Origin of the sequence: Enterovibrio norvegicus FF-33 (assembly GCF_000286835.2) — a bacterium.
Taxonomy (GTDB): Bacteria; Pseudomonadota; Gammaproteobacteria; order Enterobacterales; family Vibrionaceae; genus Enterovibrio; species Enterovibrio norvegicus_A.
Map to the genome: position 1 here is coordinate 1,814,026 of NZ_AJYD02000038.1, position 17,180 is coordinate 1,831,205.

Annotated in this window: 15 protein-coding genes; 4 read left to right on the plus strand and 11 right to left on the minus strand. The window is 48.5% G+C overall.

From position 1 onward, the window contains the following. Positions 1–59: 59 nt before the first annotated feature. A complete protein-coding gene (locus A1OO_RS16310; RefSeq protein WP_016962494.1) occupies positions 60–1,364 on the plus strand; it encodes a solute carrier family 23 protein in 1,305 nt (434 codons plus the stop codon). After that, a complete protein-coding gene (locus A1OO_RS16315; RefSeq protein ID WP_016962495.1) occupies positions 1,361–2,725 on the plus strand; it encodes an amidohydrolase family protein in 1,365 nt (454 codons plus the stop codon). Before A1OO_RS16310 ends, A1OO_RS16315 begins: the two co-directional genes overlap by 4 nt. A 124-nt stretch (positions 2,726–2,849) precedes the next feature. Here the strand turns inward: A1OO_RS16315 and A1OO_RS16320 are convergent, their stop codons facing one another. Then, a complete protein-coding gene (locus A1OO_RS16320) occupies positions 2,850–3,665 on the minus strand; it encodes an SDR family NAD(P)-dependent oxidoreductase (RefSeq protein ID WP_017003700.1) in 816 nt (271 codons plus the stop codon). A 198-nt stretch (positions 3,666–3,863) separates the two neighbouring features. Here A1OO_RS16320 and A1OO_RS16325 point away from each other — a divergent pair, with 198 nt between their 5' ends. Further along, positions 3,864–4,772 carry a LysR family transcriptional regulator gene (locus A1OO_RS16325; RefSeq protein WP_017003701.1) on the plus strand — a complete coding sequence of 303 codons (909 nt, stop codon included), beginning with the start codon at positions 3,864–3,866 and terminating at the stop codon, positions 4,770–4,772. Between the two features lie 354 nt (positions 4,773–5,126). Next, complete coding sequence (locus tag A1OO_RS16330) at positions 5,127–6,038, plus strand: hypothetical protein (RefSeq protein ID WP_026023907.1); 912 nt, start codon at positions 5,127–5,129, stop codon at positions 6,036–6,038. Positions 6,039–6,298: 260 nt separating this feature from the next. Here A1OO_RS16330 and A1OO_RS16335 read toward each other — a convergent pair whose 3' ends face one another. The 10 genes from A1OO_RS16335 to A1OO_RS16375 all read right to left on the minus strand — a co-directional run bounded on the left by A1OO_RS16335 (position 6,299) and on the right by A1OO_RS16375 (position 16,931). After that, positions 6,299–6,835: a hypothetical protein gene (locus A1OO_RS16335; RefSeq protein WP_017003703.1), complete on the minus strand. Its 537-nt coding sequence runs from the start codon at positions 6,833–6,835 to the stop codon at positions 6,299–6,301. A gap of 246 nt (positions 6,836–7,081) precedes the next feature. Then, positions 7,082–7,219, minus strand: a complete 138-nt coding sequence (locus tag A1OO_RS23615; protein ID WP_198928362.1) for a hypothetical protein — start codon at positions 7,217–7,219, stop codon at positions 7,082–7,084. Between the two features lie 172 nt (positions 7,220–7,391). Then, complete coding sequence (gene sigZ, locus A1OO_RS16340) at positions 7,392–7,937, minus strand: RNA polymerase sigma factor SigZ (protein ID WP_016962503.1); 546 nt, start codon at positions 7,935–7,937, stop codon at positions 7,392–7,394. A 60-nt stretch (positions 7,938–7,997) separates the two neighbouring features. Continuing rightward, a complete protein-coding gene (locus tag A1OO_RS16345; RefSeq protein WP_198928797.1) occupies positions 7,998–9,449 on the minus strand; it encodes a glutathione synthase in 1,452 nt (483 codons plus the stop codon). 76 nt (positions 9,450–9,525) lie between these two features. Beyond that, complete coding sequence (locus tag A1OO_RS16350; RefSeq protein ID WP_241819154.1) at positions 9,526–10,161, minus strand: ATP-binding cassette domain-containing protein; 636 nt, start codon at positions 10,159–10,161, stop codon at positions 9,526–9,528. Next, a complete protein-coding gene (locus A1OO_RS16355; protein ID WP_017003707.1) occupies positions 10,158–11,309 on the minus strand; it encodes an ABC transporter ATP-binding protein in 1,152 nt (383 codons plus the stop codon). The genes A1OO_RS16350 and A1OO_RS16355 overlap by 4 nt, the downstream gene beginning before the upstream one ends. Beyond that, positions 11,299–13,167 (minus strand): ABC transporter ATP-binding protein, encoded by a 1,869-nt coding sequence (locus A1OO_RS16360; protein ID WP_017003708.1) that lies wholly within the window; start codon positions 13,165–13,167, stop codon positions 11,299–11,301. Before A1OO_RS16360 ends, A1OO_RS16355 begins: the two co-directional genes overlap by 11 nt. 69 nt (positions 13,168–13,236) lie before the next feature. Beyond that, entirely contained in the window at positions 13,237–14,775 is a 1,539-nt protein-coding gene (gene gshA, locus A1OO_RS16365) for a glutamate--cysteine ligase (protein WP_017003709.1), read from the minus strand. Between the two features lie 263 nt (positions 14,776–15,038). Beyond that, positions 15,039–16,238, minus strand: coding sequence for an acetate/propionate family kinase (locus tag A1OO_RS16370; protein ID WP_017003710.1), 1,200 nt, complete (start codon positions 16,236–16,238; stop codon positions 15,039–15,041). A gap of 231 nt (positions 16,239–16,469) precedes the next feature. After that, positions 16,470–16,931: a TetR/AcrR family transcriptional regulator gene (locus tag A1OO_RS16375; RefSeq protein WP_016962510.1), complete on the minus strand. Its 462-nt coding sequence runs from the start codon at positions 16,929–16,931 to the stop codon at positions 16,470–16,472. Positions 16,932–17,180: the final 249 nt, after the last annotated feature.

Here is a 17,180-nt window from a genome sequence, read left to right on the forward strand (position 1 = left end):
TCACCAAAGGGCCAAGTGTATGCCTGCCGATTTCAAGACTCACTTTGGTACTAAAACCTATGAAAACTGCTGTTCCTTTGAATATCGATGAAAAGATCTCTTTGCCGAAATCTTTGTCTCTTGGCGCACAACATGTGCTGGCGATGGACCTCTATATCGTCCCAATTATCCTTGCGGGTTTACTGTCTCTTTCTGTTGGTGATACATCTTCTCTCATCCAAATGACGTTTATCGTTGCGGGTCTGTGTACCATCATTCAATCTGGCTTCTTACTCAAATTACCCGTCATGCAAGGCCCCTCTTACATTCCTATCGGCGCCATTGCCGCAATTGGTAAATCCATGGGCATGGGCGCGGTGTATGGTGCGATGATCCCCGTCGCGATTTGTGTCGCGCTACTCGGTCGCCCTCTGAATCTGTTCAGCCGTTTGGTTAAAACCTTCGTGCCGCCAATCGTCGGTGGCACAGTGATCATCGTGGTGGGCATTTCTTTGTTGCCGGTGGCATTCAATGGTATTTACACCGCTGACCACCCTGCAGAGAATATTCTTATCGCCATGGCGAGTATGTTCTCCCTAAGCGCGTTCATTTTACTTGGCTGCTTTATCAAGCAACTTCATTGGCTGCGTTTGGCTTCCGTATTAGGCGCTATTGTCGTCGGCACTCTAGTCGCAGCATCAATGGGCATGGCGGACTTCTCTGCGGTATCCCACGCCGCATGGATAGAGCTTCCAAGCTTGTTGCCGTTTGGCGAACTGGTATTCGATCCGATCGCCATCCTGACACTGCTGTTCGTCACCATGATTGTGCTGGTTGAAACCACGGGCACTTGGTGCGCGGTCACTGCGGTAACGGGCACGGAGTTGGATGACAACCGTTTGAACCGCGGCGCAACGGGTGAAGCAGCAGGTCAATTTATCTGTTCTCTACTGGGCGGAAGCCCTGTGACGGGTTATTCGACCAATGCGGGGATCATTGCGGTAACCGGCGTGGCTTCACGTCGCGCGATTATCGCTGGCGGTTTTATTCTTCTCGTTCTTGGCCTTGTGCCGAAGCTGACCAGCCTGATTGCTTCTGTGCCACATGCTGTCATTGCTGGCATCTTTGCCGTGATTTGTGTGGTGATTGCAATGAACGGCTTCCGCGTCGTCCAAAACATACACCTGACCGAACGCAATATGTTAGTGATTGGGTTGCCGATCATGCTGGCGCTTGGCGCAGTCTTAATGCCTCGTGAAATCATTTATGCGCTGCCAGAATTAGTGGGCTATTTGGCGAACTCAGGCATTGCGATTGGTGCGCTTGCCGCTGTTATCTTGAATTTTGTTCTCCCTAACGAAGCGCCGCTGGAGGCTGAAGCATGATTGACATGGCCCGTATTCAATTTGGTATTTTGGCGGACACTTTCCATGCCCCTGTAAAAGGTGAGCTGGCGTTTATTCCAGACTTCTTGATCCTTGTTGATTTGCGTGGCGACATTGTTGCTACCTTCCATTCTGACGATGTGGATTACGGCGTTCATCTGAACGCATTATGCGAGTCACTGACGCTTATCACCGTTGAGAAAGGCCAGTATCTGATGCCAGGGCTGGTTGACCTTCATTGTCACGCTCCACAGTGGCCACAAGCAGGTAAAGGCTTAGACCTGCCTCTATACGATTGGCTGCAAAACTATACTTTCCCATTGGAAAACCGTTACAGCGACTTAGCATTTGCTGACACGGTATACCAAGACGTGACGCGCACGCTTCTGGCGAACGGAACGACCAGCGCGGTGTACTTTGCGTCTATCCATCGTGAAGCCTCTGAACTGTTGGCGAGCATTAGCCTAGAGCAAGGCCAACGCGCGTTCGTGGGCAGAATCAACATGGATAACGCAGAACAATGCCCTGCGTTTTATCGTGAGTCGTCCGTTGAACAATCACTCGCTGACACGGAAGCATTCATTCACAATGTACGTGGCCTGAAAGGCAATGAACACGGCTTGGTAAAACCTGTGATCACCCCTCGCTTCGTACCAAGTTGCACCGAAACATTGCTGCGCGAATTGGGCAAGCTGGTTCAGCACCATGACGTTCACATGCAAACCCATTGCTCTGAAAGCGACTGGGCACGCGATTACGCACTGCAGCACTATGGCAAGTCAGACATTGAGATTTATGCTGACGCTGGGTTGTTGAACAACAAAACTGTGCTGGCCCACTCTATTTTTCTGACCGACAACGACGTTGCTGTGATGAAGGAGTTTGATGCTGGCATCGGCCATTGCCCGTTGTCGAATATGTACTTTGCCAATGCCGCCATGCATACACGCGAGTTACTAGACAGCGGTGTGAGTATTGGCCTCGGCAGTGATATTGCTGGCGCACCATCGCCTTCGATATTCCGCGCCAGTTTTGACGCAGTTACCCATTCTCGCGTTCGCGAAGACGGTGTAGATTCACGTTTGGTCGCTGCCGAGCGTGGCGTTACGGGTTCGCGTGTTAGCTTTGTTGAAGCATTCTGGATGGCAACCGCTGGCGGTGGACGTGTGTTGAATGAAAAAGTCGGTGTGTTCGAAAAGGATTTCCATTTTGATGCGCTCGTGATCAAACCGAGTGCCTTAGGTAACCTGCGAATTTGGCAAGATATGGACACCCCTCGCGATATTTTGGAGAAAATCGTGTCGTTGGGCCAACGCTGCGATATCGACAAAGTCTGGGTACAAGGCAAACAAGTTCGATAGCGTCTATACCCAAGTAACCGTATTGATACCAAAATTAAAACCTCCCCTGCTTGCGCATCGGGAGGTTTTTATTTAGCTGAATGGCTAGGGTCTGTTGACCTTTGGTGGTTTAACATTTGGTGGTTTAAGAGTGAATGCCAAGTTTGCCAAGCATCTCGTCCATTGCCATCACCAAGGCTTCGTTCTTGCTTGAATCTAGCGCATCAGAATGCGGCTGTGTAAATGCACCAATGTCATTATCAAAGTAACGACCAGAAGCTTCAGCAAACTTATCACTCAGGGCTGCATCAACTAACACATCAGCACCAATGCTTAAGTCTTTACCTTCTGAGCCGTAAGCCTCTTTGACCATTTTGCTCCCCAGAAATGACGCCGGATTGACAGCAATTAGAACGGGTGCATCCGACCCCAAGGTCTGAGCCAACAAGAAACTCCACATGGTGATAGCTAATTTGCTCTGTGAATAAGCAGCGCTATCAGACAATTCTTGTCTGCCTCTCAGCGCCTCCAAGTTCACAGGTGCTTGAGCCGCCGAAGACAAGTTCACCACGCGACTGTCTGCGTCCATCGATGGCAACAGCGCTTTGGTCAGCACATAAGGTGCCAATGTATTAACCATAAAGCGCACGTCGTAACCCTCTTTGGTCACTGCCGTCGGCACTTTAAATACGCCAGCATTATTGATCAGCACATCGATACTTGAGTACTTCGCTTTAATTTGTTCAGCCATCGTGACCACTTGAGACAAATCCGACAGGTCAGCCAAATATGTATCAAACTTTGCATTCGGGTAAGCATCAGCCAGTGCATTCTTGGCCTGCTCCAATTTGGCACTATTACGACCATGCAACAACAGCGTGTGGCCGTCGGCTGCCAGTTTCTTCGCCGTTTCAAAGCCGATGCCATCTGTGGCGCCTGTCAATAATAGGGTCTTTTTCATCATGCTCTTCCTTTAATCATTGTTTGGTACGCGGCCTTTTCCTGATCGAGTATATCAATCAGACGTGGATTCGCACTCTATCCCCCAAGCGCTCGTACATCAGGTGTTCAACGAATCAATGGAACGAGCCTAATACTTTGTATAAAGTGTATAAATGATAGAAAAATAAAATCAGAATTCGGATTTTGGAGATAATGGATGAACACCAATAGCATCAAGTTATTTGTTCTCGCCGCAGAAACGCTGAACATCAGCGCTGCAGGTCAGCAGCTTGGGCTTGCCCCTTCTGTCGCAAGTGCTTGGCTGTCCAAACTGGAAATGGAAGTCGGTGCAGATCTTTTTCACCGAACCACCCGCAAAGTAACCCTGTCTATTGAAGGCACCGAGTTTCTCCCTTACGCCAAAGAAATCTTGGCGCAGCAGGAAGCCGCTTTTGCCGCATTAGGTCGCGGTAATCCCGATGTCAGTGGCACGTTGCGATTTGCCGCTTCCAGCACATTCGCACAACACTATGTCGTTCCCATCCTTGCAGAATTTCTAGCACGCTACCCTAAAATCAACGTGGAACTGATGCTCTCGGACACTCAGGTCAAGCTCATTGAAGGGGGCTATGATTTGGCATTGCGCAACCTTGCTGCCGAAGACAGCAGCCTGATTGGCCGACGCCTTGCCAGCGATACCCGAGTCCTTTGCGCATCGCCCGAGTATTTAGCGGCCAAAGGTACTCCGCAAGCACCAGAAGAGCTCATTGAGCATCAACTACTGGTATTTATGAAAGCCAAATCCAGAAAACTGATCGCCAGCAACGGCAAGCGAGAATGCACATTTCCCCCAGCGAGTGCCAAACCAAGAGTTGTTTGTGATGATGGTGCCAGCATGCGCATCGCTGCCAAAGCGGGCGTCGGTATCTGCATGAGTTCGATCTGGAATATTCACAACGATCTGAAAGACGGTACTCTGGTGAGGGTTCTGCCTGACTATCATGTTGATGACCAAAGTTCCGTGTGGCTGGTTTACCCTAAATCCAATGTGCTGACGGCCAAAGTTCGTGTCTTTATTGATTATCTCGTTGAGAAAATTGGTAAACCGCCAGTTTGGGAACAATAAATCCGGTAAACGGCGAATAATAGGGCGGTTCAAGTTACTCAGCGATGTGCCGCCCTAGTCTTCCTGCTAGTTACTTCGACGGCTATCTACTTGAACACAAGCATGCTGAACAGATGCAAGCTCACATCTAACGCTACCACCACTTCTTCTATCTACTCTTTCTCTATCATCGCCTTTTAATTATCGTGCCTTCTTATTATCTGCCAAATCAAAATAGTGATTCCTCATTTGGCTTATTTATTCACTTTTTGAAGCGAATTACACTTCTCCCATCAAAAATTGTTAGCCGACAATCGGCGACTGTTTAGCAAAAGGAGAAGCGAGATGAAAAACACGGCCACTCACAACGACAACGTGACTTATGATCCCCTCACTGAGGCTCGCGCGCTAGCATTGCCTTCTCGCGAATCCATGTTGCAGCGTGCACCATCGGTCAAACGTTTCTGGGACACCAATACCCCTTTGCTCACCGAGGCTTGGCGCGCATGGGAAGCGAGTGAAGAATCACCTAATTTCAAGCCTGACACGTCACTGCTCGACCCAAAACTCAGAGAAGCCGTTGAGCAAGCATGGCTTGACCCTACGAAGGAAGCCGCCGTCCAAGATCTCTGGGAAGAAGTATCTGCCGGCGTCTACCAGGCGCAGTTCTTTGACCCAGAGCGTCTAGCCGATCTGCGTGAATATCTTGAAGCAGTGGCTGATGCCGGTATTCCCACGCGTCCACCTTACGGAATCGCGCTAAATCGCCGCGGTGCCATGCTGGACCCACGTTCTGAGGGCTATTTAGCTGCGCCAGCATTTCAAGCGTTTTATCGTGACGTCATGGACCGCTACATGCGCCCTATCGCAAGGCTTTTGTTCCCCGGCGTGATGGGTTATGACAGCCAGACTTTTGGCTTTTCGATTCAGTATCAGGTAGGAATAGACACATCACTGCAACCACATACTGATGCCAGTGCAGCGACGTTGAATATCAATATGAACCTGCCAGATGAATCGTTCGCAGGGTCAGAAGTTGATTTCTATGACAGAGTCTCGGGCGAGGTGAAACGCATCACGTTCAAACCGGGTACTGCGATGATCCACAGAGGTAACATACCTCATGCGGCTCATCCTATTACCAGCGGCACGCGAAGCAACATGGTGCTTTGGCTATACGGTGACCGAATGCAAATCCCGGTAGCTGGCCAACGCATTGAGCAAGTCGATGCCAAGCTGCGGTGGACTATACCCGCGGATGAAGCAGACAAATTTGCGCCGTTCTAGTGTGTCAATGAATAGGAACTATCTGAGGAGTGGGAGCTATCTGTGGACAGGCACATTTAATATGCCTTGGGTCACCTACGAATCTGGCAGGACATGGACACCCTGGCGATATTTGGGAGAAAATCGTGTCATTGGGTCAACGCTGCGACATCGACAAAGTCTGGGCACAAGGCAAGCAAGTTCGATAATTTCTAACCATCATTCAACCTCCCCTACGTGTGTATGGGAGGTTTTGTTACTGCGCTCTCATCGCTCGCTCATCATTCAAGAACAATAGAGATATAATTCGTTTTGTACGGCGCGATAGTGGCCTCGCCAGTCGCATAATACTTTGTGCCTGTCTCTTTAGATTGCACTTTAAAATAGTACTTGCCCGCCGCAACGGTAATCGTTTGATAAGTCCCCTCGCTTGCAATGAAAATACTATCATCCGCGAGCCAGCCTTCCGGCGACACGTCAAAGAGATTCCCATTGCATTCCAAAGAACCCGTTCTCGGCTGAGAGCAACTTTCGACAAATATTTCCGTTCTGGAATTGGGGTTTTTTACTGTTTTGGTCACTGTTATCGAACCATAATCTCGACTTGATCTTTCTGCGTCGAAAATCGAAATCGTCTCTTTCTCTACGCTAAAGCCTTTGTCATTTTTCACCACGGTGCCATTGCCAATGCCCCCTACAGAGCCTAAAACCCCATTTATGGCACCGTTAACACCATCATTAACCACTTGTCCTAAATCTTTATCCGCACAACCAGACAAAGTTGCGGTTACCACTATCGCCAACGCTAATTTCTTCATACTCTTTCCTTTTTATTCTTATTTACATCCAATGCCGAGAGAACATTAACACCACTGAAAGCACGTGAGATGTCTCAAAATAGAGTTCAACTGCAACCAAGGAATCGGCGTTCACATATGTCACTGTTTGCTCACTGGCATGGTTGTTTTTGCAAAGAGAAATCAAAGCGGCTTTCATTAAGCGGACACAAAAAGAGCCACAATATGTGGCTCTACGGCAAAGCGATTAAATGGCTCAAAAAGCCGTTAGTGATGACCACCATTGTGGCAATCAAAAAATGAGAGGCTTGGCATTGACCAGTCGTGTGTCAAATGCGTGTCTAACGCATACGCAGTGCCCGTTAGACCGAAAAGCACAAGTGCAGCAATTGCGAGTTTTTTCATTGAGTAAATCCTTATTATTTTTTGCTTATACCCAAACAACGCAGCAAGTATCGTTGTTTTCGCTGCAAAAAGAAGGAGATTTACCTAGCTTTACGCTTAGTGACCATTCAATGACATAAGGACAAAAAACCGCCTTTCTAAGACGGTTTTAATCCTCGGATTTTTAGAACCGTTATTGGCAGCGCACATCGCCTTTCTGACGCGCTTCGTAATCAATCACACTGCCATTCTTATCGAGGGACAACTCGCAGCACTCGTGAAATAGCGAATTGATCTTTTCTCGGCTTTTTTTAAGGCGTGATTTCAGCGTCGAGTAGTTGATTCCCATTTCTTCGGCATACGCCTTTTGGGACTGTCCATGAAGCTCAATGGACGTGAGCATTTCTGCGTCTTCTTCCGGCAGCGCTTGAATAAAAGGCAGCAGGCAAGTGAGAAGATCTTCACGCACTTGTTCCTTTTCTTTCTCAAACCAAAGGTCTTCTTCACCAATTTGATTTAAGCGACCCTTTTGACGATAAAAATCGATAATGGCATTGTTCGCCACCTGAAACAGCCAAGACTTCACTTTCGTCCTGTCTTTCACTTCATTAAGGTGAAGATAGGTTTTCAGCAAGATGTCTTGCAACAAGTCTTCGACATCATCAGAGCTGGATACCTTCGAATGAAGAAAAGCTTTCACACTCGATTGGTACTCACCCCACACTGTTTCAATTGTCATCGTTTCACTCTTTAAGCGCCGCGATCACTCGCGGCTATCGATTTTCATTGTCGACCGAATCTATTCGATAAGCGTGATGGAATCTAATATCCCCTTACCGCTATGAATGCCGCCTTCGTTTTCTTTTGCTGGTTTACTTCGCACTAAGTAGCCAGCGTAGCCATTGTACTCTGTGACAGGCACGCCGTTGAAGTAGGCTGTAAACAGACCTATTTCACTGACAAGATCATCCACAAGCGTTTGCTTCCCATCGCGCACGGCAATGGTCGGGCGCTCTCGTTCGTGCGGATATAGCCGCTGCATCAGTGCCCACGCATCATAATCTTCCGGCTTTAAGCTGGCGAGCTTATTTACAATATCGTCACCGAATACACAGTGACCACCGCCTTCGCCTTGGTTTTTCAGCACCCAAGCATGTTTATCAGCATCCGCTTTAAACCACGCGATGGATTGCGCGCTGATCGGCAGCATGTCTGCCAATACGCTTTTCACCAACAACGCTTCTTCTTCGCTCAATGCCCAGCGGGTTAAATCTCGCGCCGTCATCATGGTGAGGAGCATCTGCATGGTTTTGCTGGTTGCCAATTGTTGCCCTACGGTCGCGTTCACTGCCACATGGTGCTGTTCAATAAACACGCGGGTTTGGCTCAGCGTTTCGCAACACTCGTCTTCGCACAATTCAGGCGCAAAATAGTCTGAGTATTGGTAACCGGCGCGGAGATATACCACATCAATCGCCCCAATGTCTTTCAAGATCAAGCGTTGGTTTTCGCCAGTCGATAATTGCGTCGATAATTGGTCAAACGTTCGGCGCACCGTGCGAACACCACGTTGTTGCAATGCCACTTCCAATAGATGCTGGTCATAAACATTGTCTTCGTTCTTTTGCACCACCATCAAGAATGTGCGCTGCCCTTCACCACCAAAATGCGATCGAATCTCTTGCGCAGCAATCGCAATACCGTGCGCCAATTGGTCTAAACAGGCATTGTCTGTAGGGACAGCAGTTGGCGATTCTACCCATGTGTTATAGGTATCCGGCCATTGGCGGCGCATGTAGTCATGCAGTTCATTGGCACGCTGGCCAAAAGGCCCCATTCCCGCTGCAATGCCGTTGAATTCGATCACTTTCGCACCTTGTTCACGGTCATCCATGTAATCGGTTCGCATCAAAAGGAGCGGCTTGCGCTCAGCCATTATCGGCGCGTGTTCCGTCCCGTGAATTTGCGCATGCATTTTCAGCAAACGGCCAAAGAACGGATCCGCATTCGCCATGCTGCGAAGTGATGACTGCAGAAAAGCGTGGTCTTCTGACACTTGGCTGATCAATTTGGTCAGCATCGGCGTCACATTCATTATGTGGTCGAACACATGACGTTTCATGGTCATCGGGGCAAGGCTATACGGACAATGTCTCGCGGTTCCATCCGCATTTTTTATTGCCACGCCATGCATGATTTGCCACTGGCATGCTTCGTCTGTGATTTGTTTATCAACGATTGGAGAATTCACGGTGTTCACCTTACTGCTCCCTTCGACGCATGTTGTTTGTGTTTTAACGCTGCGCATGACGCCATTTGATGACGTTTCATGCTGTTGCCAAGCCGAGATGGGCATTTTCAGTTTCATGTTCTTCTTGTTCTTTCTGTGCAAGATATAACTCTCGGTACTCGCCAATTTGAGCCACTAGCTCGTCATGGGTACCGCGTTGGACAACCTTCCCTTTGCTCATCACTAATATTTGATCCGCATTCTTAATGGTTGAAAGGCGGTGCGCTACCGCAATGACTGTTCGTCCATGTTGAATATTTGATAACGCGCTTTTAACGGCTTCTTCGGTTTCGCTGTCAATGTTGGCCGTCGCTTCATCCAGCAAATAGATCTCTGGCCCGTGAGCAAAAACGCGTGCCAACGCAATCAGTTGCTTTTCACCCACAGACAATGATGAACCGCCATTGCCGGGTTGATGTTCATACCCTTCAGGCAAGCGCTCGATAAACGCCGATGCATTCACTTCTCTGGCGGCATCAATCGCAACATCTGAGCGGGCTTCACGCTGCATTAAGTCGATGTTCTCTCGAATGGATCCGCTAAACATGTAAGGGTCTTGCGAGACCAAACCAAACAGACGACGAATTTGCGCATCAGGCAGATCGTCGATGCGTTGTCCACCCACCAAAATGTCGCCTTCATGATGCGGATAAAAACGCATCAGCAAGTTCACCACCGAACTTTTCCACTACCACTAGGGCCGACAATGGCTGTGAACTGGCCGCTTTTTGCCACGAAGCTGACATCATCCAGCGCGTTAACGCCCTCTTCATACGCTAAACGCACATGCTTGAACTCGATGTCTTTTTGTGGCGCAAGTTCGACCATTGGCGCATCGTCTTTTTGGGCGTGATGCACAGGCTCATCAAGGATTTCGAAAATACGCGCGGAGGACACCAACGCCACCTGCATCTTTCGAAGTTCCATCGACAGCTGCCTAAACGGTTCGAAGAAGCGTTCGATGTAGTTCAAGAAGGCGTAAAGCGTACCGACTTCGACCACGGTTTGTAGCGAAGCATTACCAAACCAAGCCACGATGCCAAGCGCGGTTAATGAACCAACCAAACGCGTGAATGGCAGCAGCATCAAACTGTCTACGGCGATCGAGCGGGTGCGGAAGTTAAACCACGTATCGTTGTCTTTCTCGAAGCGCGCTTTAAACGCGATCTCTTGGCGAAATGCCTGAACCAATGACATGCCTTGAAGCGATTCACTGATCGTGTTGTTGATATGGCTAATCTGAACCCGAATACCATTAAACACGGGCGTCGACACCTTGCGGTAGATCTGCATGGTTGCTAGCAGCACCGGAATCAATGCCATACTGATAACCGCCAAACGCCAATCCAGTAACGCTATCGCGATGAAAATACCCACGATGCGCAAGCTTCCCTGAATGATAGTGGGAAAGGTCGACACAAACAGATCACGCAGCGATTCGGTGTCGTTAGTGACATAAGACACCATACGACCTGTTGATAGGCGGTCAAACGCCGCAATCGGCAGTCTCAATACATGATCAAACAACTGCTTGCGAACATCGTTGACCACCAACAAGGCGCCATGCTTAAACGAGAGAGACTGCAAATACTGAAAGCCTGCTTGGCACATATAAAGCAGCAATACGGCGGCACTTAGCACGCCTAAGTGCTTCCAATCAAACTGCTGAGGCACGATCACTTCGTCAATGATGACTTTCGCCAGCCAAGGAATCGCCATTTCCGCGGATACAGACACCAACATGAATGCAAAGGCAACGGCAAATCGCGCCTTGTGTGGCAAGGTAAAACGAACGAGACGCCCCATAGATTTACTCAACATGGCTTCCCTCCTCCGCATCGGCGTTATTAACGTCATGGTTGTCATGCGTGATAGACGTATTTAACTGAACATGCGTGTGAGCTTGGCGTTCATACACGGCGGCGTACCAACCCTTTTCTGCCATTAATGCCTGATGCTTGCCGCGTTCAATCACCTCGCCTTGATCGAGCACGAGAATGTCGTCAGCATGTCGTAAGTTAGGGAGCCGTTGTGTCACCAACAGCATGGACTTATGACCATAGTGTGTCTTCAAGTTATGACGAACGATGGCCTCTGTTTTCATGTCTAGTGCACTGAATGGGTCATCCAACAGCAAGATATCGGCATCCACCAACAATGCACGTGCCAACGCTACGCGCTGTCGCTGACCACCAGACAGGTTTGCTCCATTCTCATTAAGCGCGGCATTAAACCCGCCCGTCATCGCTTCAATTTCCTGCTTGATGCCTGCCATTTCGGCGACAAACGCGATTTCTTCTTCTGTTGCATGAGGTTTCCCCATGGCAATGTTTTCTGAAATTGAACCCGAGAACAACAGCGGCTTTTGAGGCACCCAAGCGAGTTTTCCCCGGAGTGAATCAAACGTCAGGTGTTCGGTGTTCATCCCTGCCAAGGTGATCTCGGATTGCATATCGCTCAAACCGTATTGACGCATGATCAGACTGATCAGGGTACTTTTCCCACCGCCTGTCGGGCCGGTGATGCCAATAAAACCACCCGCTGGTATCGTAAACGCCACGTCTTTAAGTACCGGTCTTGATGTGTCAGCAGATGACATATCAATAGTGGAGGTATCAGTAGATGAAGTGCGAATAGATGAGTTGTAAGCAAATGAACGCACATTCACAGAAAGGTTCGAAGAAGCACCGTTAGGAATCACGGCGTGTCCTTCTACCAAGTCAGGCTTTTGAGCAAACAACGCTTCAAGACGTTTCCACGACGTATTACCACGTTGGAACACGTTGAACTGCCAGCCAAATTGCAGGAACGGCCCCAGTAACTGCGCAAGGTACAACGTGAAGCTCGTAAACAAACCAACGGTAATGGCATTTTCGCTGATCATCCATCCGCCATAAGCAAGCGTGATGACGAACGAAGTGCCGTAGATCAATTGAATGGTTGGCCCAAACAATGAATCGATTTTCGCTACATCAATGTTGGCTTCTAACGTCTCATCCAGCTTTTCACCAAAGCGCGCTTTTTGTCGCGGGTTAATGCCATGGGAACGCACGGCACGAATACCTGCGACAGTTTCGCGCACTTCCTCGTTCAGGTGAGAGAATGCCTGCTGCGCGCGTCCAAAGTGTTTTTGCATACCTGCGCCATAACGATTGGTAACCAGTACCAACAGCGGAAACGGCAACAATGCGACGGCGGTAAGATGGCCGCTAACCAAAAACACCATACCGAAGATCACGGTAAAGCCTGCAATTAACGAATCCACCAGCGTCATCACGCCATCACCCGCAGCGGATTCCACCGCATTCAGGTCATTGGTGGCATGTGCCATTAAATCGCCCGCACTGTGCTTGCCATAAAACGACGGTGACATGGCCGTGAAATGCAAAAACAAATCTCGACGGATCACACGAGAAATCTCTATGGCTGCCCCATAAAGCTGGCTATTCCACACATACCTGAGGGCATACATGGCAATCGCGGCGACAAAGATACCCGCTAAGTGGGTCATCAGTAATTGGCTTGTCAACGCATCATTACTGATCGCATCAACAATACGGCCAATTAGCCAAGGTGGTGCAAGGTTAAGTATCGCGACGGTTTGCAGCGCAAAAAACGCGATCAGATATCGGCGAGTACATAGCTTCATGTAGCCGCGCATTTTCCAAATTAATTCCATGGGGTCATCTATTCGTATTCGTAGCCGAAGTTATCAATCACAGTTATCAATCACAGTTAGCAATCACAGTTAGCAATCACACGTGATGGCTGTTTTCTTGGTCAAGAATGTGCTGAATGACAATTCCTGCACATGCTCCAATTCGGCTTGCTGGTTGAGTGACTTCGTCACAAGATCATTGAGCTGACCGACGGTCTCTGCTGAAACGGGATACGCGCTGTGTGTCAACATGTGCCCTTCAGACAATCGTTGAACCAGTTCACGATAACCAATGTCATTAGCTGTCATGTCGGCCAGCATCATCGCAGAAGGCGTTAATGACATATCGGACAGCTTCTGTTTTTCCAACGAAAGGCTCAACGAATACGCCTGCGTGTTGAAACCGCTATCAAACAAGGCGGCGACATCATCCATCGCACCTAATAGCGCGTCTCCTAATTCAACAAGCGACACGTCACCATCGACCGTCGGCAGCATAATGTCTGGTTTTCTTCCCATTGTTGTCACTAATTCAACACGCTGTTGAATCATTAATTGTTCTTCACGGGTTAACGATGGGCTCGGCGCGAGCGCACAATGCGTGAGGAAGAGATCGAGGAAATCGCTCTGGGCTTCACTCAGACCGAGCGGCAAATAGGGATTGTTGTCTACCGTGCGAAGCTCAACATACTCCACACCATGACGACACATGGCTTCCAATGGACGCAATTCTGCATTCACGACTTTCGGTCTCACTGAGCCGTAGAGTTCGTTTTCAAGCTGTAAAATGGCGGTGTTGAGTTGCTGATTGTCGTTCAAATGACGGTATTTCTCACTCGGCATCGCCAACAGCGCTGAAACGCCTTTCAAATACGCCATTTTATCGTCGTAATTGATTGGGTATTTCGATTGTTCACTGTTGGTGTAACCCAAACTGCTCAACCGCAACGACGTTGCCCACGGCAGGTAAAACGAGTGATCGCCCATTGGCTCGAGTTGATGCTCTCGCCCTTCCAAATAGCTTTTATCCAGCGCAGGAGATGCACCAAATAAAAACGGAATCACCCAGCCGTGACGCATCACGTTTCGGATTAGGTGGAAGTACTTCTCAGACACATAGTCTGCAAGAGAACGTTCACTCTTTTCATGCGCGTGCATCGCCTGCCAAAACACTTCTGGCAACGAGAAGTTGTAGTGGATTCCCGAGATAGTTTGCATGCGCTTGCCATAGCGATTCGCCAAACCCTGGCGATAACGCATTTTCATCCTCGCCGAGTGCGAGGAACCATATTGTGCGGACGTAATGTCACGGTCTGCTGGCAATACAGGCGGCAAGCTACCCGCCCATAACAACTCGTTTTTTGGCAATGCGCCCGCAACGAAATGATGCAATGAGGACAAACAGTCAAACATCTGGTTTTTGTTTGTGTAGGCTGGCGTGATCAACTCCAGCTGAGCTTCCGCAAAATCAGTGGTGATAAACGGATGCGTTAAAGCAGAACCCAAGGTTCTAGGGTGTAAGGTTTTCGCCAATGCGCCTTTAGGCGTTGTCCGAATGGTTTCCTTTTCAATACCGCGGCGGATGCCTCCAAGCGTGCCTACCAATATTTTCTCTCGTTTTTTCGTCATCTTTCTTATATTCAGTAATGAGTGACATAAAATCACCACATGAAATACGCGTGGCGTTTACGTGTTCTTTACCTATAAGACGAAGACAAACGAGAAAAGACGACGAAAAGTGACATTTATTTTTAGCCCGATGCCGCTAAATGGATCGAGTGGCTTCTCACTCTATAAATTTGACCACCTTCAAACATGTAGAGCTTGGAGAACACAAAAAAGCCGCTGACTCTCATCAGCGGCTTTTCTTAACTCAACGCGACATGGATTGATTACTTCGTGAACTCAACAGCTTGCGATGCAATCACGAATTCTTCGTTCGTTGGGATAACCAACACGACAGCATCCAGGAGGTCAGATTTTGCAATCATGCCGCCTTTGCCGAAGCGCGCTGCTTCGTTACCCGTTTCGTCTTCAACAAAACCCAAAATTCTTAGGTTCTTGAGCACTTCACGACGAATTGGCAGTGAGTTCTCACCGATCCCGCCCGTAAAGATGATGGCATCAAGGCTGTCGAGGGTGATCATGTAAGAACTGATGAACTTAGCAACACGGTAGGTGAACACTTCAAAAGCCAGTTTTGCACCTTCGTGACCGTTATCCATGGCTTCAAGAATGCCGCGTGCATCAGACGTTAGTCCGGATACACCTAGGAAACCCGATTTCTTGTTCAAGGTGTCGAACACTTGCTCTTGGCTCCAGCCTTTTTTCAGCAAGAACTCGATGATACCTGGGTCCAAGTCGCCAGAGCGTGTCCCCATCATCAGGCCAGCTAGCGGTGTGAAGCCCATTGAGGTATCTACCGATTCGCCATTGCGCACAGCACACACCGATGCACCGTTGCCCAAGTGAACAGAAATAACGTTGGTGTCTTCAATTTTCTTGTCCAATACCTTTGCTGCTTCACGGCTAACAAAGTAGTGGCTAGTGCCGTGGAAGCCGTAGCGACGAATACCGTATTCTGTGTAAAGTTCGTTTGAGATAGCGCCCGTAAACGCTTTCTGCGGCATAGTTTGGTGGAACGCGGTATCGAACACTGCAACTTGTGGCAAGCTTGGGAAAGCCTTCATGGCAGCACGAATGCCCATGACGTTTGCTGGATTGTGAAGCGGAGCCAAATCACTCAGTGCATCAATTTCAGCGACTACGCTTTCATCAATCAGCGTTGCAGTAGCAAACTTCTCACCGCCGTGAACGACGCGGTGACCAATAGCAACCAATTGGCTGCCAACATCCATGTTTTCGACCAATTCAACGATGATTCCCACCGCTTTCTCGTGGTGACTACCACCTTGCTCAAGCATAACTTCTTGCTTGTCTTGCCCTTCGCGTTTCCAGCTAATGCGCGCATCGTCAAGACCGAAGCACTCGCCAAGGCCAGATAATATCGCCTCGCCAGATTGTGCATCCATCAATGCGAATTTAAGGGAGGAACTGCCTGCGTTGAGGACCAGTACTAGTGAATTGCTCATGAAAAATCTCGTTGGCAAATGGGTGATACGGAATACTCAGATTCAGAATCTCCATTATTCAATTAATTTTTAACTACACAATGTTTATTTGAATGATTAAACGTTTTTTAACCTTTTAATGTTTCAGATCAAAAATGCGCACGCTTACTGACAAAAATGAACGTTATCAGTCTCCATAAGACACAAAAAAACGCCCATATAGGCGCTTTAAAAGTCAAGCTATTTGGCAATTCAGGCCATGGTAAGAAGCGACTTGCCTAGCAGCCATTCAAACTCTTTTTCGAACTCTTCACCATAGCGATTACAGCACACATCATGCAATTTTCGGCTGGCATGGCTAGTGAACTCTACTGCATTTTCCGAAGAAACGGAGTGAAGAAAGAAGAGGCGGAGAACGGCAGTAAAGCGGTTGTCAGATCGAAGTGCGGTTAGCCAGCTCTCAATGAATGTACGCTTATCGCCTTCTAGGTCTAACCTATCGATCAATATGTTCAGTAACCTGTCATCTAGACGTGTAATGAAATCGGTTTTCTTTGGAAAGTGATGGCTGATCCCTGTACGAGATATGCCTGTCTGCTGACTCAGTGTTGTGTATGACATTTTGTCGTATCCAAGCGTAACCAATTGGTCAACCACCGCATCAAGGATCGTTCTTATCGTGACTTCAGTATCTTCTTTGCTTCTCTTTGGCATGGTCTTATCCCTGTTTCTTGGCTTCAATCACCTGTAACAATCAAGACATCAGTTCTACTGCTGCAAGCGCTTCTATTATTTATGTCGCATTACCGTAGAGCTTGATTACGCTTAAAACGAAAGAGTTTACCGACCACCTACCCTTAAGTTAACGATCTTAAAGATAGTACATGTGTACACTTTATGAGCAAAAGACGTTCGAAAATCCAAGAAGCGTGAACAGCGTTAGATTTGAGGGCGGGTATCAAC